Annotated in this window: 13 protein-coding genes; 6 read left to right on the plus strand and 7 right to left on the minus strand. The window is 72.0% G+C overall.

The window, feature by feature from the left end:
• From QMX80_RS12820 to QMX80_RS12830, 3 genes are all read left to right on the plus strand, one after another.
• The coding region (locus QMX80_RS12820; RefSeq protein ID WP_282277439.1) for a PhzF family phenazine biosynthesis protein at positions 1-575 on the plus strand (575 nt) is incomplete at its 5' end.
• Between the two features lie 166 nt (positions 576-741).
• Positions 742-1,617 (plus strand): PhzF family phenazine biosynthesis protein, encoded by an 876-nt coding sequence (locus QMX80_RS12825; RefSeq protein WP_282277440.1) that lies wholly within the window; start codon positions 742-744, stop codon positions 1,615-1,617.
• A 37-nt stretch (positions 1,618-1,654) separates the two neighbouring features.
• On the plus strand, positions 1,655-2,437 hold the full coding sequence (locus QMX80_RS12830) for an SGNH/GDSL hydrolase family protein (RefSeq protein ID WP_282277441.1): 783 nt from the start codon (positions 1,655-1,657) through the stop codon (positions 2,435-2,437).
• Between the two features lie 149 nt (positions 2,438-2,586).
• Here QMX80_RS12830 and tsaB read toward each other — a convergent pair whose 3' ends face one another.
• From tsaB to mrcB, 4 genes are read right to left on the minus strand one after another with little or no spacing between them, the layout of a single operon-like run.
• Positions 2,587-3,291, minus strand: coding sequence for a tRNA (adenosine(37)-N6)-threonylcarbamoyltransferase complex dimerization subunit type 1 TsaB (gene tsaB / locus QMX80_RS12835; protein ID WP_282277443.1), 705 nt, complete (start codon positions 3,289-3,291; stop codon positions 2,587-2,589).
• Positions 3,288-5,321 (minus strand): ATP-dependent DNA helicase, encoded by a 2,034-nt coding sequence (locus tag QMX80_RS12840; RefSeq protein ID WP_282277444.1) that lies wholly within the window; start codon positions 5,319-5,321, stop codon positions 3,288-3,290. Before QMX80_RS12840 ends, tsaB begins: the two co-directional genes overlap by 4 nt.
• A gap of 36 nt (positions 5,322-5,357) precedes the next feature.
• The gene (locus QMX80_RS12845) at positions 5,358-5,879 is read right to left on the minus strand and encodes a hypothetical protein (protein ID WP_055768516.1); all 522 of its coding nucleotides are present in this window, start codon (positions 5,877-5,879) and stop codon (positions 5,358-5,360) included.
• Between the two features lie 16 nt (positions 5,880-5,895).
• Entirely contained in the window at positions 5,896-8,301 is a 2,406-nt protein-coding gene (mrcB, locus tag QMX80_RS12850) for a penicillin-binding protein 1B (protein ID WP_282277445.1), read from the minus strand.
• Positions 8,302-8,397: 96 nt separating this feature from the next.
• Between mrcB and QMX80_RS12855 the strand changes: the two genes are divergently transcribed.
• Positions 8,398-10,512, plus strand: a complete 2,115-nt coding sequence (locus QMX80_RS12855; RefSeq protein WP_282277446.1) for a glycosyltransferase — start codon at positions 8,398-8,400, stop codon at positions 10,510-10,512.
• A 228-nt stretch (positions 10,513-10,740) separates the two neighbouring features.
• On the opposite strand, the gene QMX80_RS12860 is transcribed toward QMX80_RS12855, so the two are convergent.
• Positions 10,741-12,288, minus strand: a complete 1,548-nt coding sequence (locus tag QMX80_RS12860) for a hypothetical protein (protein ID WP_282277447.1) — start codon at positions 12,286-12,288, stop codon at positions 10,741-10,743.
• Between the two features lie 48 nt (positions 12,289-12,336).
• Positions 12,337-14,499 carry a bifunctional (p)ppGpp synthetase/guanosine-3',5'-bis(diphosphate) 3'-pyrophosphohydrolase gene (locus tag QMX80_RS12865; protein ID WP_282277448.1) on the minus strand — a complete coding sequence of 721 codons (2,163 nt, stop codon included), beginning with the start codon at positions 14,497-14,499 and terminating at the stop codon, positions 12,337-12,339.
• Between the two features lie 63 nt (positions 14,500-14,562).
• Here QMX80_RS12865 and QMX80_RS12870 point away from each other — a divergent pair, with 63 nt between their 5' ends.
• Both QMX80_RS12870 and QMX80_RS12875 read left to right on the plus strand, forming a co-directional pair.
• The gene (locus QMX80_RS12870; protein WP_055768028.1) at positions 14,563-15,075 is read left to right on the plus strand and encodes a hypothetical protein; all 513 of its coding nucleotides are present in this window, start codon (positions 14,563-14,565) and stop codon (positions 15,073-15,075) included.
• Between the two features lie 99 nt (positions 15,076-15,174).
• Positions 15,175-15,690, plus strand: coding sequence for a DUF4124 domain-containing protein (locus QMX80_RS12875; RefSeq protein WP_282277449.1), 516 nt, complete (start codon positions 15,175-15,177; stop codon positions 15,688-15,690).
• 15 nt (positions 15,691-15,705) lie between these two features.
• Here the strand turns inward: QMX80_RS12875 and QMX80_RS12880 are convergent, their stop codons facing one another.
• Entirely contained in the window at positions 15,706-18,969 is a 3,264-nt protein-coding gene (locus tag QMX80_RS12880; RefSeq protein ID WP_282277451.1) for a DUF3418 domain-containing protein, read from the minus strand.
• Positions 18,970-19,089: the final 120 nt, after the last annotated feature.

A 19,089-nucleotide genomic window follows, 5' to 3' on the forward strand; every position in this document is an offset into this window, starting at 1 on the left:
GGCGCCAGCTGGTACAGCAAGGCGCCGCCGGCCGGCGGCGGGGGCGCGTGCTGGGCGGCGGCCGCTTCCGCCTGCTGCACGTGCGCAGCCCGCAGGCCGTACGCCGCGACATCGCCGCGCCGGACCTGCCGCCCGGCCTGGCCGCGCTGGCGCGCCCGGACGCGGAACCGGCGCTGTGGAACAACGGCCCGGACTGGTGGCTGCTGGAAGCGGCCGACGAAACCGCGCTGCGCCGCTACCGGCCCGAGCTGGCCGCCATCGCCGCCCTGCCCGGCAACGGCAAGCTCGCCGTGTTCGCCGCCGCGGCACGACCCGATGTCGGCTACCAGTACGTGGTGCGCGCCTTCGCCCCGGGCGTGGGCATCGACGAAGACCCGGTGACCGGCAGCGCCAACGCGCTGGTCGCCGCGCACCTGCTCGCACAGGGCCGGCTCGCGCCGGGGCAGCAGTACCGCGCCAGCCAGGGCCGCGAGCGCGGCCGCAACGGCGAGGTTCACGTGCAGATCGACGCCGACGGCCATGTCTGGATCGGCGGCGAAGTGCAGCCGGTCATCGACGGCCATCTCGACTGGTAACAGCCCTTGCATTGCCCCGTAGGAGCGCACTTCGGTGCGCGATGGAGCCTTCCTTTTAAATCCCCGCACAGGGATGTGCGGGCTGTCGCGGAGGGATCCGCATGACAGCCCATCGCGCGCTGACGTTCGCTCCTGCACCTATCTCCCACATCCGATGGAATTCCCCATGACCACCCGCCGCTTCCTGCAACTGGACGTCTTCGCCCCGCGCCCCGGCACCGGCAACCCGCTGGCCGTGGTGCTCGACGCCGACGGCCTGGACGATGCCGCCATGCAGGCCATCGCCCGCTGGACCCGCCTGCCGGAAACCACCTTCGTGTTCGCGCCCACCGCACCGGGCAGCAGCTACCGCACCCGCATGTTCGCGCCGCAGAAGGAAGTGCCTTTCGCCGGCCATCCCAGCGTCGGCAGCGCGCATGCGGTACTGGAATGCGGCCTGGCCGAACCGGTCGACGGCCTGCTGGTGCAGGACGGCATCGCCGGCCAGCTGCCGCTGCGCGTCGACGAAACCGACGGCGTGCGCCGCATCGCCATCCGCACCCCGCGCGCATCGGTGGCGGAGGTTGTGGACGCGGACGACCCGCGCCTGCGCCCGGCCATCGCTGGCTGGACGCTCGGCGCGCTGCCGCCGGTGCTGATGGACGGCGGCCGCCGCTGGTGGCTGGTGGAACTGGCCGACGAAGCCACGCTGCGCGCCCTCGTTCCCGACTGGGACGCCATCGCCACGCTGGCCGAGGCCACCGGCGCGATGGGCGTGTTCGCCTACGCGCGCAGCGGCGGCCAGTCCCACGACCTGGCGGTGCGCGCCTTCGTCGGCAACGGCCGCCGCTTCGAGGACGCCGCCTCCGGCGCGGCCAATGCGGTGCTCGCCGCGTGGCTGGACGAACGCGGCGCCCTGCCCGGCAGCGACAGGCGCTACACCACCAGCCAGGGCCGCGAAGTCGGCCACGACGCGCTGCTGGAGCTGCGCATCGACGAACGCGGCGACGTATGGTCCGGCGGGCAGGTACAGACGGTGATCCGCGGAACCATCGACTGGTAGGCCGGTCACAGCAGCACACTCCAGGCGGATCGAACCCATGCGTCGATGGATGCTGCTGTTGTCCCTGCTCCTTGCATGCATGCCCACGTTGGCGCTGGAGCCGGCCTCTCCGCAACGCATCCTGTTCGTCGGCAACAGCCTGACCTATGTCGGCAACCTGCCGGCCACCTTCGCCGCGATGGCCAAGGCCAACGGGCACGATGTCCGCAGTGCGATGATCGTGCAGGGCGGCGCCACGCTTGCCCAGCGCGTGGCCGATGGCTCCGTGCAACGGGCGCTGGCCAGTTACAGGCCGGCGGTGCTCGTCCTGCAGGAACGCGGTGGCGACCTGATGTGCCTGCCCGACGAGGATGCCTGCCGACAGTCCCGGCAGGCGGTGCGGACGCTGGCCCGGGCCGGTCGCGAAGCCGGCGCGCGGGTGCTGCTGCTGGGCAGCTACCAGTCCCATCCCCGCGCCTCGGCGGCGATTGTCGGGAACGAACGCGCCGCCGCCACGCAGGCCGGCATCGGCTATGTCGAGATTTCAGAAAGCCTGCGCCGGCTGTCCGGCGAAGCCGGCTCGCTTGCCTGGCACGACGCCGACGGCGTGCACCCCGGGCCGGCGCTGACCCTGCTGGATGCGATCCAGCTGCATCGCGCGTTGTTCGGCGCATTCCCCACGCAGGGCTTTGAGGTGGCCGCGCCGATCTATACGCCCGGCAGCGGGTTGCACGCCGAACTGCGCGATGCCGACGCGGCCGCGCCACGGCCAGCGGAAACGCCGCAGGGCATCCGTCATGACAACGCGATGATCGGGCGACTCAATTCGATGCTGGATTGAGGCAGCTCTCGCAGCAGCGTCCTTCAGTGCGCGGAAAAACCGTCATACGGCTCCCTCCGCAACAGCCCGCGCATCCATGTACAGGAAGCTCCATCGCGCACTGAAGGACGCTCCTGCGAATGCACGGGCGTTTCCGCCAACGCATTGCCTCAACGCGAGGCGCGCAGCGCCTGCTGTTCGATCAGGGTGAGCGCGACGTTGTCGCGCAGGTAGGCCGGCTGCACAAGCTCCGGGGCGATGCCCTCGCCGCGGGCAAAGGCCGGTACGGCGATCTTCAGCACGTCCGATGCGCGCGGCAGCGCCTGCGCGTCGAGCGACGACAACCGGGCCTGCAGGCGCGTGGCGAGCAGGCCGTCCGCTGCGCCGAAACCGGTGCCCACGCCCGCCCAGCGGCTGCCGTCCTCGGGCAGTTGCAGCGCGTCCGGTGCGATCACCGCTTCGGCGCCCTGCCCCTGCATCACGCCATCGGCACCGCGCACGCAGCGCGCGGCGTAGACCTCGCCCATGCGCGCGTCGATGCAGGCCAGCACGTGCGTGGCATCGTCCGGCGCCCGCATCGCCAGCACCTGCAGGGTGGACACCGGCAGCAGCGGCCGATCCAGCGCCAGCGCGATGCCCTGGGCGATGGCGATGGCCAGGCGCACGCCGGTGAAGGCGCCGGGGCCGCGCCCCAGGGCGATGGCGTCCAGCTGCGCGCGGGCGATGCCGGCTTCGGCCAGCAGTTGCTCCGCCCACGGCAGCGTCAGTTCCGCATGCCGGCGCGGCGCGATCTCGAAGCGTTCCAGCACCTGCCCATCGACATGCAGGGCGACGGAACAGGCTTCGGTGGCGGTTTCCAGGGCGAGCAGCTTCATGGGGTCACATCGGGGTCGGGAGAGGACGGCATGGCGGTTTCCACGGCCGGCGCGTCGGCATCGGGCTGCCATTGTCGCGCAAAGAACGCCTGCACATCGGCCAGCTCGCGGGTGCGGCGGAACGGCGGCAGCGAATCCAGGAACACGCGCCCGTAGCCGCGGCTGAGCAGGCGCGGGTCGCACAGCACCAGCACGCCGCGGTCGGTTTCGCTGCGGATCAGCCGGCCCACGCCCTGCTTGAGCGCGATCACCGCCTGCGGCAGCTGTTCGTCGCGGAACGGGTTGCCGCCCTCGCGGCGGATCGCGTCCAGCCGCGCCTCGTACACCGGATCGTCCGGCGCGGCGAAGGGCAGCTTGTCGATCACCACCACGCTCAGCGCGTCGCCGGCCACGTCCACGCCTTCGCGGAAACTGGCCGAGCCGAGCAGCACGCCATTGCCCGAATCGCGGAACCGCTGCAGCAGGCTGGCACGCGGCGCCTCGCCCTGCACGAACAGCGGCCACGGCCCGCCGCGCAGCGCGTCGGCGGCCTCGCGCAGCGCGCGGTGCGAGGCGAACAGCAGGAAGGCGCGGCCCTGCGAGGCTTCCAGCACCGGCCGCAGGGTGGCGATCAGCGCGGCGCCGAAACCGCGCGCAGCCGGATCGGGCAGCTGCTTGGGCAGGTAGCACAGCGCCTGCACCGGCCAGTCGAACGGGCTGGGCTGGACCAGCGTGTCCGGATCATCCAGGCCCAGGCGCGCGGCCAGATGGTCGAAGGCGCCATCGACGGTGAGCGTGGCCGAGGTGAACACCCAGGCGGCCAGCGAGCGCTGGCGGTGTTCGCGCAGCGGCCCGGAAACGTCCAGCGGCGTGCGCTGGCAGCGGAAACCGCGCTGGGTCAGTTCGTACCAGAGCACGTCGTTGCCGTCGCCGGCCGCGCTGGCGTCATCGCTCTCGAAATCGGGCAGCGGCGCGTCCTCGCCCAGCCAGCGTGCCAGCCGCGCCACGCCTTCGCAGGCGCGCGCGTGGCAGGCATCCAGGCCCGGCGAGGTCTCGCGCACGCCGGCCAGCGCATCGCGCAGCTGCGCCAGCGCCGCGGCCAGCACGTCGAATCCGTCGGCCACGTCCGGTACCGCCAGCGCGCGCCATTGCGTGCCGCGCGGCGGCAGCTGTTCCATCGCCGCGCGCAACTGCCGCAGCGCCATTTCCAGCGTGGCCACGGGCTGCTGCAGTGCCGGTTGCGCGCCGGCCACGCCGCGGCATTCGGCCAGGCAGTCGCGCGCCAGCTCCTGCCAAGGGCGCATGCCGAAGCCCTCGCCGAAGAAATTGGCCGCCAGTTCCGGCAGCTGGTGCGCCTCGTCGATCACGAATGCCTGCGCGCCCGGCAGGATTTCGCCGAAGCCTTCCTGCTTGAGCGCCAGGTCGGCCAGCAGCAGGTGGTGGTTGACCACGACCAGGTCGGCCTCCTGCGCGCGTTGCCGCGCCTGCACCACGCAGCAGTCGCCCCAGAACGGGCAATCGCTGCCCAGGCAGTTGTCGACGGTGGAGGTGACCATCGGCAGCAGCGGCGAGTCGTCGGCCAGCCCGTCCAGTTCGGCCACGTCGCCATGTTTCGTGCGGCCGGCCCAGGCGACGATGCGCTGGAACTGCGCCGCCTGTTCGGGCGAGGCGAAACGCGGCTCGCCGCGCGCCTGGTCCAACCGGTAGCGGCACAGGTAGTTGGCGCGGCCCTTGAGCAGCGCGCTGCGGTGGCCGACGCCGAGCGCGGCGCGCACGCGCGGCAGGTCGCGGTGGTAGAGCTGGTCCTGCAGCGCGCGGGTACCGGTGCTGACGATGGTCTTCAGCCCGGACAGCAGCGCCGGCACCAGGTAGGCGAAGGTCTTGCCGGTGCCGGTGCCGGCCTCGGCAAGCAATACGTCGCGCTGCTGGAACGCGTCGGCGATGGCCTCGGCCAGCCGCAGCTGCGCCGCACGCGGGGTGAAGGCGTCCAGTTGCCGCGCGAGCGCCCCGCCCTCGCTGAGGGCTTCACGGCTGGCGGTTGCTAACGACATCGGAATCCGTGGAAAAAGGCGGGGACGGCCCTGCCCTCAATACCGCTTGATCCCGGGCACCGTGCAGCCTTCGATCTGCGCATGTGCCGAGGCGGCGTTTTCCTTCTCGGCGCGGGCCAGGTGCGCCTGCTCGATGGTGGCCCAATGGCGGCGGCACAGCGGGCCGGTACGCGAACCCAGCGAGACCGCCTTGCGCGCCAGCGTCTCGGCGCGGCTCCAGTCGCCCTGCAGCAGCGCGATCTCGGCGCGCTCCTGCAGGATGCCCGGGTCGTCCTCGACCAGCAGCAGCGCCTGGTTCAGCGCATCGGCGGCACCGGCCAGGTCGCCGGCATCGCGGCGCTCGCCGGCGATCTCGCGCAGGTCGTCCACCTGCGGATCGCGCACCGGCTGCACCGACACTTCCTTGTCGTCGGCACCGGCGGCGGTGAGCACCGCGGCCATGCGCTGCGCGGGCGTGGTCGTATCGACCACCGGCGGCGGCGGGGGCGGCGTGCTGGTGCAGGCGGCAAGGGCGAGGGAAACGGCCAGGACGGCCAGTGCGCGGTGGATCGGAAGCATGCTGTTCATGCCGGCATTATCGCGCAGGCGCGTCTGAAGGCGTGCTGGACGCCGGCGCCGGTTCCTTGCGGTCCAGCCCGAACCAGCTGCGCCAGCCGCCGCCTTCCTGCGCTTCTTCTTCCGGCGCCGCCTGCGGCGCGCAGGGCACGTAACCCGGGGCGAAACCGGCGACGAACGGGAAGCGGCGCGCACCGGGGCAGCCTTCGTCGGTGCTGCTGTTGCCCTCGGCGGCCACGTACTGCCAGTCCAGGCCCTTGCTGCTCACGCGCAGCGGCCGGCTCGGCAGGTTGCGGAAGATGCCCGCCCACACCCGCATCGAAGCCGTCGCGCCGTACAGGCCGGCCTGCTCGTTCTGGTCGTTGCCCATCCAGATCACCGCCAGGTGGTCGCCGGTATAGCCGGCGTACCAGCTGTCGCGGCCATCGTTGGTGGTGCCGGTCTTGCCGGCCGGCTGCAGCCGGCCCAGGCCATCGGCATTGAGCCCGGCCGCGGTGCCGCTGGCCACCACCTGCTGCAGCGCCACGCTGATCAGGTTGGCGGCGATGGAATCGCCCTCCTGCGCCGGTGCCGGGGTCTTGTCATAACGCTTGAGCAGCTTGCCCTGGGCATCGACCACGCCGCGCACCGCGTGCAGCGGCTGGATTTCGCCGCCGGAGGCCAGGAACTGGTACAGCTGTGCCATGCCGTAAGGGCTCTGGTCGGTCGAGCCCAGGATCACCGCCGGATTGGCCTCGGCCTTGAGCCCGGCCAGCACGTGGATCAGCTGGGTCACCCGCTCCGGCCCGACCTGCATGCCGACCCGCACCGTGGCCTGGTTGTAGGAACGGGCCAGCGCGTCGATCAGGCGCACCGTGCCATGGCTGCGGTTGTCGGCGTTGCCCGGGGTCCAGTTGCGCCCGCGGCTGAGCTGCACCGTGACCGGTGTGTCCTCGACCCACGAGGCCAGCGACCAGCGGTCCGGCTGCGCCAGCGCCAACAGGTAGACGAACGGCTTGAGCAGCGAGCCGACCGGACGCTGCGCATCGATGGCGCGGTTGAAGCCCGGTTCGGCCACGTCGCGGCTGCCGACCACCGCCAGCACGTCGCCGTTGTGCACGTCGGTCAGCACCATGCCGGCCTGCAGCTCCGGCCGGCGCTTGCTCTCCAGCGACTTGACGGTATGCGCCACCGCGCCCTCGGCATAGGCCTGGGCCGAAGGCGACATGCCGGTGAAGACGTTCAGGCCGGCGCCCTGCAGGGTGCTTTCCGGATAGTCGTGGCCGAGCTGGCGGCGCACCAGGTCGATGTAGGCGGGAAAACGGTTGGCCGCGACCAGCCCCGGCACCTTCGGCACGCCCAGTGGCGCCTTCAGCGCACGCTGGTATTCGGCCTCGTCGATCAGCCCGTTCTCGTGCAGCTTGCCGAGCACGAAATCGCGCCGGTCCAGCGCGCGCTCGGGATTGCGCCGCGGGTCGTAATAGGACGGCCCCTTCACCAGCCCGATCAGCAGCGCCACCTGTTCGGTGGTCAGCGCATTGAGGTCGCGCCCGAACCAGAACTCGGCGCCCGAGGCCACGCCATGGATGGCCTGGCTGCCGCGCTGCCCGAGGTAGACCTGGTTGAGGTAGGCCTCCAGGATCACCGGCTTGTCGTAGCGCGCTTCCATGATCAGCGCGTACAGCACCTCGTTGAACTTGCGGGTGACGGTCTGTTCCTTGCCGATGCCGAGCAGGCCGCTGCGCGCCAGCTGCTGGGTCAGCGTGCTGGCGCCCTGCCGGACCTTGCCGCCGGAGCGCACCGTCACCCAGACCGCGCGCGCGATGCCGCTCAGGTCGATGCCGTGGTGGCTGTTGAAATCCTTGTCCTCCACCGCCTGCAGGCCGGTGACCAGCAGTTCCGGGGTTTCGGCGATGCGCACCAGCCGCCGCTCCTCCTGCTTCTGCCCGTACAGCGTGGCGATGCGCGCCGGATCCAGCCGCGCGGCCTTCAGCGCCTTGCGTTCGGCACCGTCGCGCAGCGACGCCACCTGCCCGCCGGAGACGACCGCCTCGACCTGGCGCGGCGCCACCCGCCCGTCCACATCGACATAGCCGCGGCTGGAAATGGTGAAGCGGCCGTCCTGCAGGCGGTAGGTGCCCGGGCTCCTGCCGACGCCGTCGTCGCGGTAGGCCGAGGCTGCCAGTTCGGTCTTGAGCGTATTGGCGTCCATCGCCAGCCCCGGCGCCAGCACCAGCGGCCGCGCGTAGACGCGGGTCGGGATCTGCCAGCGCAGTTCGCCGAAGCGCTGGGTCACCTGGGAGTTCAGGTACAGCGTGTAGGGAATCAGGAAGCCCAGGCCCAGGGCCGCTGCCGCCAGGCCCCAGGTGATCAGCCGGCTGCGCCAGGGCATGCCGGGATCGTCGGAATCGTCGTCCAGTTCGTCGGAATCGTAGCGTCGCGGCACGGGGATGCGAGAATGTAGGTTCAGGCGAGTCTAACGCAGCCTCGTGCCGCGGCACGGTTGCCGGCCCCCACCTGCTTAAGCTGGAGTTGCAACCGAATGTCGATGTCCCCCGCCGATGCGCGTTACCACCTCGCCCGCATCGTCGGCCTGATCCGCCGCGGCCTGGCCAGCCTGCACACCCGCGGCTGGCGCGCGACCCTGCAGCGCGTCGGCGTGCACCTGCGGCGGCAACCGCCACCCCGGCGCGAACCGCTGTTCGTACCGGCGGACACCCCGTTCGCGCCCTTCGCCGTTCCCGCCAGCGATGAACCGGTGGCCAGCATCATCATCCCGGTCTACAACCATGCCCGGCATACGCTGGCCTGCCTGCGCGCGCTGAGTGCGCATCCGCCGGCGGCGGCCTGCGAGATCCTGGTGATCGACGACGGCAGCGGCGACGAGACCGGCGACTGGATGGCACAGGTCGAAGGCCTGCGCTACCACCGCCGCGCGGAGAACGGCGGCTTCATCGCCGCCTGCAACGACGGCCTGCGGCTGGCGCGCGGCCAGTACGCGGTGCTGCTGAACAACGACACCGTGCCGCAGCCGGGCTGGCTGGACGCCCTGCTGGATACCTTCGCGCGGGTCCCGGAGGCCGGCCTGGTCGGCGCCCAGCTGCTGTACCCGGACGGCCGCCTGCAGGAGTCGGGCGGCATCGCGTTCGACGACGGCAGCTGCTGGAGCTATGGCCGCTTCGAATCGGCCGAGGACCCGCGCTACGCCAGCCTGCGCGACACCGATTACTGCTCCGGCGCGGCGCTGGCCGTTCCCCGCGCCCTGTTCGAGGAACTCGGCGGGCTGGACACGCGCTATGCGCCGGCCTACTACGAGGACACCGACCTGGCGTTCAAGGTGCGCGCCGCCGGCCGCCGCGTGCTGGTGCAGCCGGCCAGCCGCGTCGTGCACGACGAGGGCACCAGCAACGGCACCGATACCGGCAGCGGCATCAAGGCCTGGCAGGTCCGCAACCAGTCGGTGTTCGCCGACAAGTGGCGTACCGCGCTGGCGCTGCAGCTGCCGGCCGGCAGCGTGCCCGGTCCCGCGCTGCTGCACCGTGGCCAGCGGCAGGTGCTGATCATCGACGAAGCGGTGCCGCGCCCGGACCGCGACTCGGCCTCGCTGCGCCAGTTCAACCTGATCCGCATGCTGCTGGCCGGCGGCGCGCACGTGGCGTTCCTGCCGACCCGCGGCGAACACGGCGGCGCGGCCACCGAAGCGCTGCAGGCGCTGGGCGTGGAGGTGTGGCACGCGCCGTGGATGAAGAGCGTGGGCGCATGGCTGCGCGCGCACGGCCGCCGCTTCCAGGTGGCGATGCTGGTGCGCCACCACGTCGCCCACGAGTGCCTGCCGCTGCTGCGGCGCGATGCACCGCAGGCGCGCACCGTGTTCGACACGGTGGACCTGCACTACCTGCGCGAACGCCGCGGCGCCGAGCTGGCCGGCGATCCGCGCCTGGCGCGCAGCGCCGAGCGCACCCGCGCCAGCGAACTGGCGGTGATGGCCGCGACCGATGTCACCCTGCTGGTCAGCGCGGCGGAGAAGGAGCAGCTGGCCATCGACGCGCCGCGGGTGCGGGTGGAGCTGCTGTCCAACCTGCACGAGGTCGCCGGGCAGGGCCTGGACTGGGCGCAGCGGCACGACCTGGTGTTCGTCGGCGGCTTCCGCCACCCGCCGAACCTGGATGCGATGCAGTGGTTCATCGGCGAGGTGTTCCCGCTGATCCGGCAACGCCTGCCGCAGGTCCGCTTCCACTGCATCGGCGCCGACGTGCCCGACAGCCTGCAGGCGCTGGCGGCCACGCAGCCCGGCGTGCAGGTGCACGGCTACGTGCCCGACGTGGTGCCGTGGATGGCCGGCGGCCGCATCGCGGTGGCGCCGCTGCGCTTCGGCGCCGGGGTCAAGGGCAAGATCAACCTGAGCATGGCCCACGGCCAGCCGGTGGTGGGCACGCATTGCGCGGCAGAAGGCATGCACCTGCGCGACGGCCAGGACGTACTGGTCGCCGACAGCGCCGAAGCCTTCGCCGATGCGGTGGTGCGGCTGCACGACGATGAGGCCCTGTGGCGGCGGCTGTCGGCCAACGGCCTGCGCAACATCGCCCATCACTTCTCGATGGATGCCGCACGCGCGACCGTGGCGCGGGTGTTTCTGGAGCCGGAACGCAGTGAATAGGGGCTGGAAGCCAGCAGAGGCGACAGCCGCTGCCGTGCGGCTTGCTGCCCTCCCTGGTTCCTGGCAGCCGCGTCGCTGACGTTTCGCATTGCCCGGCCGTGGGATGGGTGCCGTGCGGGTGCGCGGCCAAGCGTTTCCAGGGGCAGCCGCGCCGAGGCGTAAAACCAGCGAAGGTCGCAGCGCACGACGGCCGCCTTTGCTGGTTACGGTTTCCCGTCCACCGCGCTCCTAGCGCTTCGCATTGCCCAGCCGCTCGGCGAATGCCGGCAGCTCCGGAGTCGCCGCATCGAGTTCGCGCGCCTGTTCCAGCGCGCGGCTGGCGAAGGCGACGTCGCCAGCGCCCAGCCGTTCGCTGCCGACCGCCAGCCAGCGCTGCGCCAGCCGGCGCCGCGCGGCCGGCAGCAGCGGATCGCCCGGCGCCAGCGCCTGCCAGGCGTCCAGGCAGGTCCGCGCGGCCTGCAGGCGGTTGCCCTGCAGGTTGCCGTCCAGGCAGTGGCGCGCGGCTGGCAGGATGCGGGCGCCGGCCTGCTTCACCCGTGCGTCGCGGGGCGCAAGCGCCTGTGCGGCCTTGAAGCGGTCGTAGGCGCTGGCGCCCGGCGGCAGCAACCATTGCCCCTGCGCCGCGGCGCTTTCCACCTGCGCAAGCAGCGCATGCAGCCTGCGCTCGCGCTCGGCTGCCGGCATCCGGGTTTCCAGCGCCTGCCGCGCGCCCTGCGCGCGCTGCAGCGCCTGCGCGGCGGCCGCGACCTCGGGAATGTCCGGCGCCAGCGCGCGCGCCTGTTCCAGCGCCTGCCCGGCCTGTTCGAAGTGGAAATCACCGGCCAGCCGCGCGGCTTCGCCGGCCCACGCCCGCGCGACCCGCTGCAGCCCCTGCCGCGCCGCCGGGTCGTCCCCCACCGCCAGCACCTGCGCGTATCCCTCCGCAGCCTGGCGCAGGCGCCCGCGCGCCAGATCGCGCGCGGCCTGGCCGCGGCGGCGGTCCAGGGCCATGTTCAGCGCGGCGCGGGCGGCAGGCAGTTCGGCGTGGCCGGCGTCATAGCTTTCCACCTGGTGCAGCAGGCGCGCAGCCGCCTCCGTCTCGTTCCGCTGCGCCGCCGCCATGGAGGCGGCCAGCAGGTCGGACAGGGCGTCGTCGCGCCCCTGCAGCGCCTGCAGATGTTCGGGCCGCACCGCCAGCACCCGTTGGTACAGCGGCAACGCGCTGTCCGCGCCATCGTCCAGCCGGCCCCGCGCCTGCGCCGCCTCGGCGCGCCGCAGCAGGTCGTCGACGCTGTCCGGCTCCTGCGCCTGGCGATGCAGGCGCGAGGCGATGGCGTCCAGCTGCGCCTGGGGTACCTGCAGTTGCCGCGCCAGTTCCAGCGCCGTACGCGCGGCGGGCACGTTGCCGGCCTCCAACTGCTGCCGCGCCTGCTCCAGCGCCTTGCGCCCGGTATCGGCCAGGGCATCGCGCACGTCGCCACGATCCGGGTCCAGCGCCGCCGCCGCGTCGAACAGTTCGCGCGCGCCGCTGCCATCGGCCGCGGTCAGGCGCCCCTGGCGCAATGCCCGCTGCCCATCGTCCAGCAACTGCTGGATCTTCGTCTCCGGCCACAGCAGGTTCGCCAGCGGCTGCCGGAACAGGGCCAACAGCAGCGCCAGCACCGCGACCACGATGGCGATCGAACGCCAGGCGCGCGGACTGTCCCAGCCGCGCGCCACCCACCAGCGCCCATACAGGCGCAGGCGGCCGGCGAACAGCGACAGCCATCGTGGAAGGGGGAGACGCCGGTTGTGCATGCGGCCAGCCTAGCAGTCCGTCATGCCGCGATGCGTTGCTGCCAGGCTTCAGCCCATGCGCCGCGCTTCGTCCACGCCCGGCAAGGCGTCGAGTTTTCCCAGCAGCGTGGACAGCTGGCCGTAGTCGCTCACCTTCAGCCGCAGGCGCAGTTGCATGCGGCCGCTGTCGCGCAGCGGGTCGCTGTTGATGTCGAGCACGTAGGCGTCTTCCTGCGCGATCAGGTTGGTGATGTCTTTCAGCAGCCAGCGCCGGTCCATCGCGCGGACCATCACATCCACCTCGTAACCGGAACCCGCGCGCCCCCACTCCACCGGCAGCACGCGCTCGGGATGCGCGGCCGACAGCCGCGCCAGCGCCGGACAGTCGGCGCGGTGTACGGTGACGCCGCGGGTGCGGGTGAGATAGCCGGCGATGGGTTCGCCGGCCACCGGCTGGCAGCAGCGCGCCAGCTGCACCAGCAGGTTGCCCACGCCCTGCACGGTGAAATCGGAGCGGCCGATGCCCTCGCGGCGCGCGGTCGGCCGCGGCAGCGGCGGTGTCGCCGGCGCCGGCTGGCTCTTCTCCTTCTCGGCCTCCAGCAGCGCGCGGCTGACCTGGCTGGGCCCGGTGTCGCCGAGCGCGACCTGGATGTACAGGTCGTCGATGCCGTCGGCATGGAAACGCTTCGCCGCCACCATCAGGTCGGCCTGCTGCAGCCCCAGCCGCTTGAGCTCGCGCTCCAGCAGCTCGCGCCCGGCCTGCACGTTGCGCGCGCGGTCGAGCTTGTGGAACCAGGTACGCACCTTCTCGCGCGAACGGTTGCTGGCGAGGAAGCCGTTGGCCGGCAGCAGCCAGTCGCGGCGCGGGTCGGCCTCCCTGGCGGTCATGATCTCGACGCGGTCGCCGCTGCGCAGGCGGTAGGTCAGCGGCACGATGCGGCCGTTGACCTTGGCGCCGCGGCAGCGGTGCCCGACCATGGTGTGCACGTGGTAGGCGAAATCCAGCGGCGTGGCGCCGGCCGGCAGGTCCATCACCTCGCCCTTGGGGCTGAGCGCGTAGACCCGGTCCTCGATCAGCTCGGCATCCAGCGCGCCGGCCAGGTCCTCGGGATGGGCCGCGTCCTGCGCCTGCTCCAGCAGCTGCCGCATCCAGGTGATCTTGCGGTCGAAGGCCTTCTCCGCGCCCTTGCCGCCTTCCTTGTACTTCCAGTGCGCGGCTACGCCCAGTTCGGCCTGCGCGTGCATCTCGTGGGTGCGGATCTGCACTTCGATCGTGCGCCCCTCCGGGCCGATCACCGCCGTGTGCAGCGAGCGGTAGTCGTTGGCCTTGGGCCGGGCGATGTAGTCGTCGAACTCGCTGGGGATCGGCGTCCAAAGCGCATGCACCACGCCCAGGGTGGCGTAGCAGGCGCCGATGTCGTCCACCATCACCCGCACCGCGCGCAGGTCGTAGAGCTGGTCGAAGGCCAGCTTCTTCTTCTGCATCTTCCGCCAGATGCTGTAGATGTGCTTGGGCCGGCCGCTGACCTCGGCGCGGATGCCGTTCTCGTCCAGCGCCGCGGACAGGCGGCGCTTGACCGCCTCGACGTAGCGCTCGCGCGCCAGCCGGGTCTCGTCGACCTCGCGCGCGATGTGGCGGTAGGTGTCCGGTTCGAGGAAGCGGAACGCCAGGTCCTCCAGCTCCCACTTCAGCTGCCAGATGCCCAGGCGGTTGGCCAGCGGCGCATGGATGTCGCGGGTCAACTGCGCCAGTGCGCGGCGCTCGTCCTCGGACAGGCGGTCGGCCGCGCGCATGCAGGCCAGCTGCCGCGCCAGCAGCACCGGCACCACGCGCAGGTCGTGGACGATGGACAGCAGCAGGCGGCGCAGGCCCTCGCTGTTGCGGCCGGCGTCGCGGCCGGCGTGCAGCGCCCATACCTGGTCGGCGGCGTCCTGGCCGTCCAGCAGGCCGCGCACCGCGGTCGCCGCGTTGCCCAGTGGCAGTTCCGGCTGTCGCGCGCGCAGGCCCGGCAGGTCGAACAGCAGTGCGGCGACGATCACCGCCTCGTCGGCGGACAGCAGCGCCAGCGAATCCAGGGTGTCGGCCAGCACCGGCCACGGCAGCCGCGGCTGCAGGTCGGTATCGGGCTGCTGCCAGGCGGCGAGCAGGGCCTGCCGCAGGGTATCGGAGAGCGCACCGCAGGACGGGCGTTGCAGCAGGGCATCCAGGCCGGAGAGGGAAGAACGGTTCACAGCGGTCGATCGCAGGCGGATGCCCCTACACTAGCGCCCAACCGTCCACGGGAACAATCGCCCATGCAGCCGTCCCGCCTTTCCCTCCTGCTCAGCGCCGCCCTGCTCCTCGCCCCGGCCTTCGCCGCACAGGCACAGCGCGTGGTCGAAGGCGACCTGCAGCAGCAGATGTCCGCCGCCGAATTCAAGGCCGCCGGCCTGGACAAGCTCTCCACCGACGAACTGGCCGCGCTCAACGCCTGGTTGCAGGGCAAGGTGCGGGAAGCCACCACCAGCGCGGTCGAGCAGGCGCGCGAGGAAGGCCGCCAGGAAGTGATCGTGAAGAATCGCGGTTTCTTCGACTTCGGCTCCAGCGAGCCGATCGAGGCCACCCTGGCCGGTGAATTCAGCGGCTTCGCCAAGGGCCGCCAGTACACCCTGGACAACGGCCAGGTATGGGAGCAGACCGATGGCGCCAGCGTCGCGGGCGTGCGCAAGCAGACGCCCAGGGTGAAGATCACTCCCGGCCTGATGGGCGTGTGGTACCTGCAGATCGAAGGGCTCAACACCCGCGCCAAGGTCCGCCGCACCAAGTAGTCCCCGACGCCCCGCGCCCGCCACGGCGGGCCCCACGACCGCCGCCCGCCGCGGCGCCCGCACTCCGTCCGCATTCCACCCCGGTCCGCCATGCCCGCCATGCCCGCCATCGTGTTGCTCACGCTGCTGTTCCTGCTGCCGGCCAGCGCTTCGGCCCAGGTCTACAAGTGCAAGGGAAAGTCCGGGGAGACCGCTTATTCCGAGCACCCGTGCGACGCCAGCGCGCAGCCGATGAAACTGCGCGACGAGCGCCCGGCCGCGTCGCCGCCGCCGATGATGGAATCGGCCCCGCAGGAGTCGTCTCCGCTGCACGAGAGCGATGCCGCGCCGGCGCCTGCCGCGGCGCTGGACCGCAGCGCCGAGCGCGAGTGCATCGCCAACGCGACCGCGTCGATCTATGGCCCGTCCAACGACCGCGTGGCGACCTACCAGCAGCAGATGACGATGCTCAACGAGCAGTTCGGCAACGCGACCGACGCGCAGCGCAGCGACGCCCTGCAGGCACGCATGGCCAACCTGCGCCGGGCGATCAGCCGCGAGCATGCGTACGCCCACGAGCAGGTCAACGCCGCGCGCCGGCGCTGCGTCGAGCAATACCGCGCGGCGACGCCCTGATTCCCCGCGAACCGATCAGCTGCGCAGGGCGGCGACCCGCTGCGCCAGCTTCTTCGGCGAGATGCCGGAACGGAAACCCAGTTCCTGCGCGAACAGCGATACGCGCAGTTCCTCGATATCCCAGCGCAGCGCCGACCACTCCGGCCGGCTGGCGTGCCCCTGGCTCTTCGCTTCCTCCAGCGCATCGACGAAGGGCTTGAGTTCCAGCATGCGCGCCTGGTCGCGCGGCGGATCGCGCTTGGCGCGTTCGGTGCGCAGGATCATCGCCTTGAGGTAGCGCGGGAACTGCGCCAGCGCATCGGCCGGCGTTTCGCGCAGGAAGCCGGCATGGATCAGCGAGGCCAGCTGCCGTTCCATGTCGTCGAGGTTGCCGCGTGCCCAGCCCATCAACGGCGCCTCCAGCAGCGGCTTGAGCTCGCCGGCCAGGCCGAGGATGCTCTCGGCCAGCCGCAGCCGCTCCATCGCCTCGCCGAACAGGCGCTTGCCGGCGTCGGCACGGCGCAGTTCGAACGCGTCGGGAGAACGGATCTCGCCCAGTCCATCGGCCAGCACCGCGTTCATGGCGGCGTCGACGAGATCGCCACGCAATCGTTCCTGCGACTCGATGGCCGCATACAGCAACCCGGTCTTGGGCGATACCGGCAACTGCTTGCGGGCCTGCTTGACCTTGTCGGCCAGGGCGATCTCCAGCAGGCGCCGCACGCCGCGCGGATGCGCCAGCCGTGCTTCGTTGCGGTCGGCGAAGATGCGCAGCGCTGCAGCGTCACCGGTATCGACCAGCGCCGGATACGCCGGCACGCCCGCTTCGCCCGGCACCTGTTCGGGGATGGCCGTCGCCGGGAATTCGCGCAGCCCCTCGGCCGCCAGCGCCTTGCCCGCGCGCGCCGCGAACGCCTGGCCGGCGCGCTCGCCGAAGCGCGCACGCAGCGCATCAAGGTCACGCGACATCGCCAGCAGCTTGCCGTCGCCGTCGGCCACGCGCAGGTTCATGCGCAGGTGCGGCTCCAGCGCCGTCTCGTCGAAATCGGTGGCCGCCACCACCGCGCCCGTGGCCTTGGACAGGAACCGCGCCAGCTCGCCGCGGATGTCGTCGGCCGAGGGCTGCGGCCAGGCCTCGAGGAAGGCGCGGCCGAAATCCGGCGCCGGCACGTAGTTGCGGCGCATCGCCTTGGGCAGGCTGCGGATCAGCGCCGCCGCCTTGTCGGCGACGAAGCCCGGCGCCAGCCACGACAGCCGCGACGGGTCCAGCGCGTTGAGCAGGTGCAGCGGCACATCCAGGGTGACGCCGTCGTCCTGCGCGCCGGGCTCGAAGCGGTAATGCATCGCCAGCCGTGCGTCGCCCAGCGCAAAGTACTTCGGATAGCGCTCCTGTTCGCTGCCCTCGCCCGGCAGCAGGTCGGCCAGCGACCAGCGCAGTGCGCGGTGCTGCTCGGCCGGCAGCGCCTTCCACCACGCGTCCAGTCCGCTGGCCGAATGGATCTGCGCCGGCACGCGGTCCAGGTACCAGCGCGCCTGCCAGTCCTCGTCGGCGACGATGCCGGCGCGGCGCAGCTTGGCTTCTTCCTCGCGCGCCTGCTCCAGCACCTTGAGGTTGTCGGCGACGAAGCCGGCGCGGGTATTTATCTCGCCGGTGACCAGCGCCTGCCGCACGAAAATGTCGTGCGCTTCGCCCGGCGCGATGCGGCCATAGTGCACCGGCTTGCGCGGCGCCAGCACCAGCCCGAACAGGCTGATCTGCTCGGCCGCCAGCACCTGCCCCTGCGCGCGCGACCAGTGCGGGTCGAAATGCTTGCGGGCCAGCAGGTGCGGCAGTTCGGCGATCGCCCAGTCCGGCTCGATGGCGGCGTTGGTCAGGCCCCACACGCGCTGGGTGTCGAGCAGGGTCGCGCTGAGCACCCACGGCGGCGGCTTTTTCGACAGCGCCGAACCGGGGAAGAGGTGGAAACGGCGCTGGCGCGGCGCCTGGAAATCGCCCTTGTCGGTGCGGTGGCCGATCTGCGTCGGCAGGCCGGCGAGGATCGCGCGGTGCAGCGCCTGGTAGGCGGCGACGCGGACCTTCTCGGGAATGGAAGCGGCATCGGAGCCGGGTTTCCCCCGGCCCGCTTGGGCGGCTGCGCCTGCGCTGGAGGAAGCCGGCGCCGCCTCCGGCTTGGCGCCTTCGCGCGCCAGTCGCGCCGCCTTGTGCAGCTCGCCGCGCGTGGCCTTGCGCTTCGCTTCGCCATCGCCGCCGGCCGGCAGCGCGGCTGGCGCGGCCAGCAGCGCCTTGCCGAAGGCGCCGTCGCTGCCGCTGTCCCAGCCCAGTTCCTCGCACAGCAGGCGCAGCTGCCGGTGCAACTCGCGCCATTCGCGCATGCGCAGGAAGCCGAGGAAATGGCGGCCGCACCAGTCGCGCAGCTTCGATTGCGTCAGGTCCTCATGCGCGACCCGGTAGCCCTCCCACAGGCGCAGGATGCCGAGGAACTCCGAGCGCGGGTCGGCGAAGGCGGCGTGGGCGTTGTCCGCCGCTTCGCGCGCTTCCGGCGGCCGCTCGCGCGGGTCCTGGATGCCGAGGAAGGAGGCGATCACCAGCATCTCGTGCAGGCAGCCGGCCTTCTGCGCGGCCACCAGCATGCGCGCCAGCTTCACGTCCACCGGCAAGCGCGCCATCTGCCGGCCGATGGCGGTGAGCTTGCGCTCGCCGTCGATCGCGCCCAGCTCGGCCAGCTGCTGCCAGCCGTCGGCCACCGCGCGTTCGTCCGGCGGTTCCAGGAACGGAAAATCCTCGATCCGGCCCAGACCGAGCTGCAGCATGCGCAGGATCACCCCGGCCAGCGAGGATCGGCGGATCTCCGGGTCGGTGAATTCCGGGCGCGACTGGAAATCGGCCTCGGCGTACAGGCGGTAGCACACGCCCTCGGCGATGCGTCCGCAACGGCCCTTGCGCTGGTTGGCGCTGGCCTGCGACACCGGCTCGATGTGCAGCCGGTCGAGCTTCTGCCGCGGGCTGTAGCGCTTGACGCGCGCAAGGCCGGGATCGACCACGTAGCGGATGCGCGGCACCGTCAGCGAGGTCTCGGCGACGTTGGTGGTCAGCACGATGCGCCGCTTCGGGCCGGGGTTGAACACCCGGTCCTGGTCCTTGGCCGAGAGCCGCGCGTAAAGCGGCAGCACCTCGGTCTCGCGGTACTTGCGCCGCTCCAGCGCCTGGTGCGCATCGCGGATTTCGCGCTCGCCGGGCAGGAACACCAGCACGTCGCCGCGTGGATCGGTGCGGGTGATCTCGTCGACCGCGGCGACGATGGCGTCGTTGACCGACATCGGATCCGACCCGGCGTCGTCGCCACGTCCGCGCCCCTTCGCTTCGGCGGCCCGCGCCCGCCCCCCGGCGGCGCTCGGGCGGGAGCGCCCCGCCCCCCGGGA

Source organism: Stenotrophomonas sp. PS02297, assembly GCF_029959705.1.
Lineage (GTDB): Bacteria > Pseudomonadota > Gammaproteobacteria > Xanthomonadales > Xanthomonadaceae > Stenotrophomonas > Stenotrophomonas nitritireducens.

Excerpts from the sequence above, each read along its gene's own strand:
- QMX80_RS12825 (WP_282277440.1), top strand. The coding sequence starts at position 742 with ATGACCACCCGCCGCTTCCTGCAACTGGACGTCTTCGCCCCGCGCCCC.
- QMX80_RS12830 (WP_282277441.1), top strand. The coding sequence starts at position 1,655 with ATGCGTCGATGGATGCTGCTGTTGTCCCTGCTCCTTGCATGCATGCCC.
- tsaB (WP_282277443.1), bottom strand. The coding sequence starts at position 3,291 with ATGAAGCTGCTCGCCCTGGAAACCGCCACCGAAGCCTGTTCCGTCGCC.
- QMX80_RS12840 (WP_282277444.1), bottom strand. The coding sequence starts at position 5,321 with ATGTCGTTAGCAACCGCCAGCCGTGAAGCCCTCAGCGAGGGCGGGGCG.
- QMX80_RS12845 (WP_055768516.1), bottom strand. The coding sequence starts at position 5,879 with ATGCTTCCGATCCACCGCGCACTGGCCGTCCTGGCCGTTTCCCTCGCC.
- QMX80_RS12855 (WP_282277446.1), top strand. The coding sequence starts at position 8,398 with ATGTCGATGTCCCCCGCCGATGCGCGTTACCACCTCGCCCGCATCGTC.
- QMX80_RS12860 (WP_282277447.1), bottom strand. The coding sequence starts at position 12,288 with ATGCACAACCGGCGTCTCCCCCTTCCACGATGGCTGTCGCTGTTCGCC.
- QMX80_RS12870 (WP_055768028.1), top strand. The coding sequence starts at position 14,563 with ATGCAGCCGTCCCGCCTTTCCCTCCTGCTCAGCGCCGCCCTGCTCCTC.
- QMX80_RS12875 (WP_282277449.1), top strand. The coding sequence starts at position 15,175 with ATGCCCGCCATCGTGTTGCTCACGCTGCTGTTCCTGCTGCCGGCCAGC.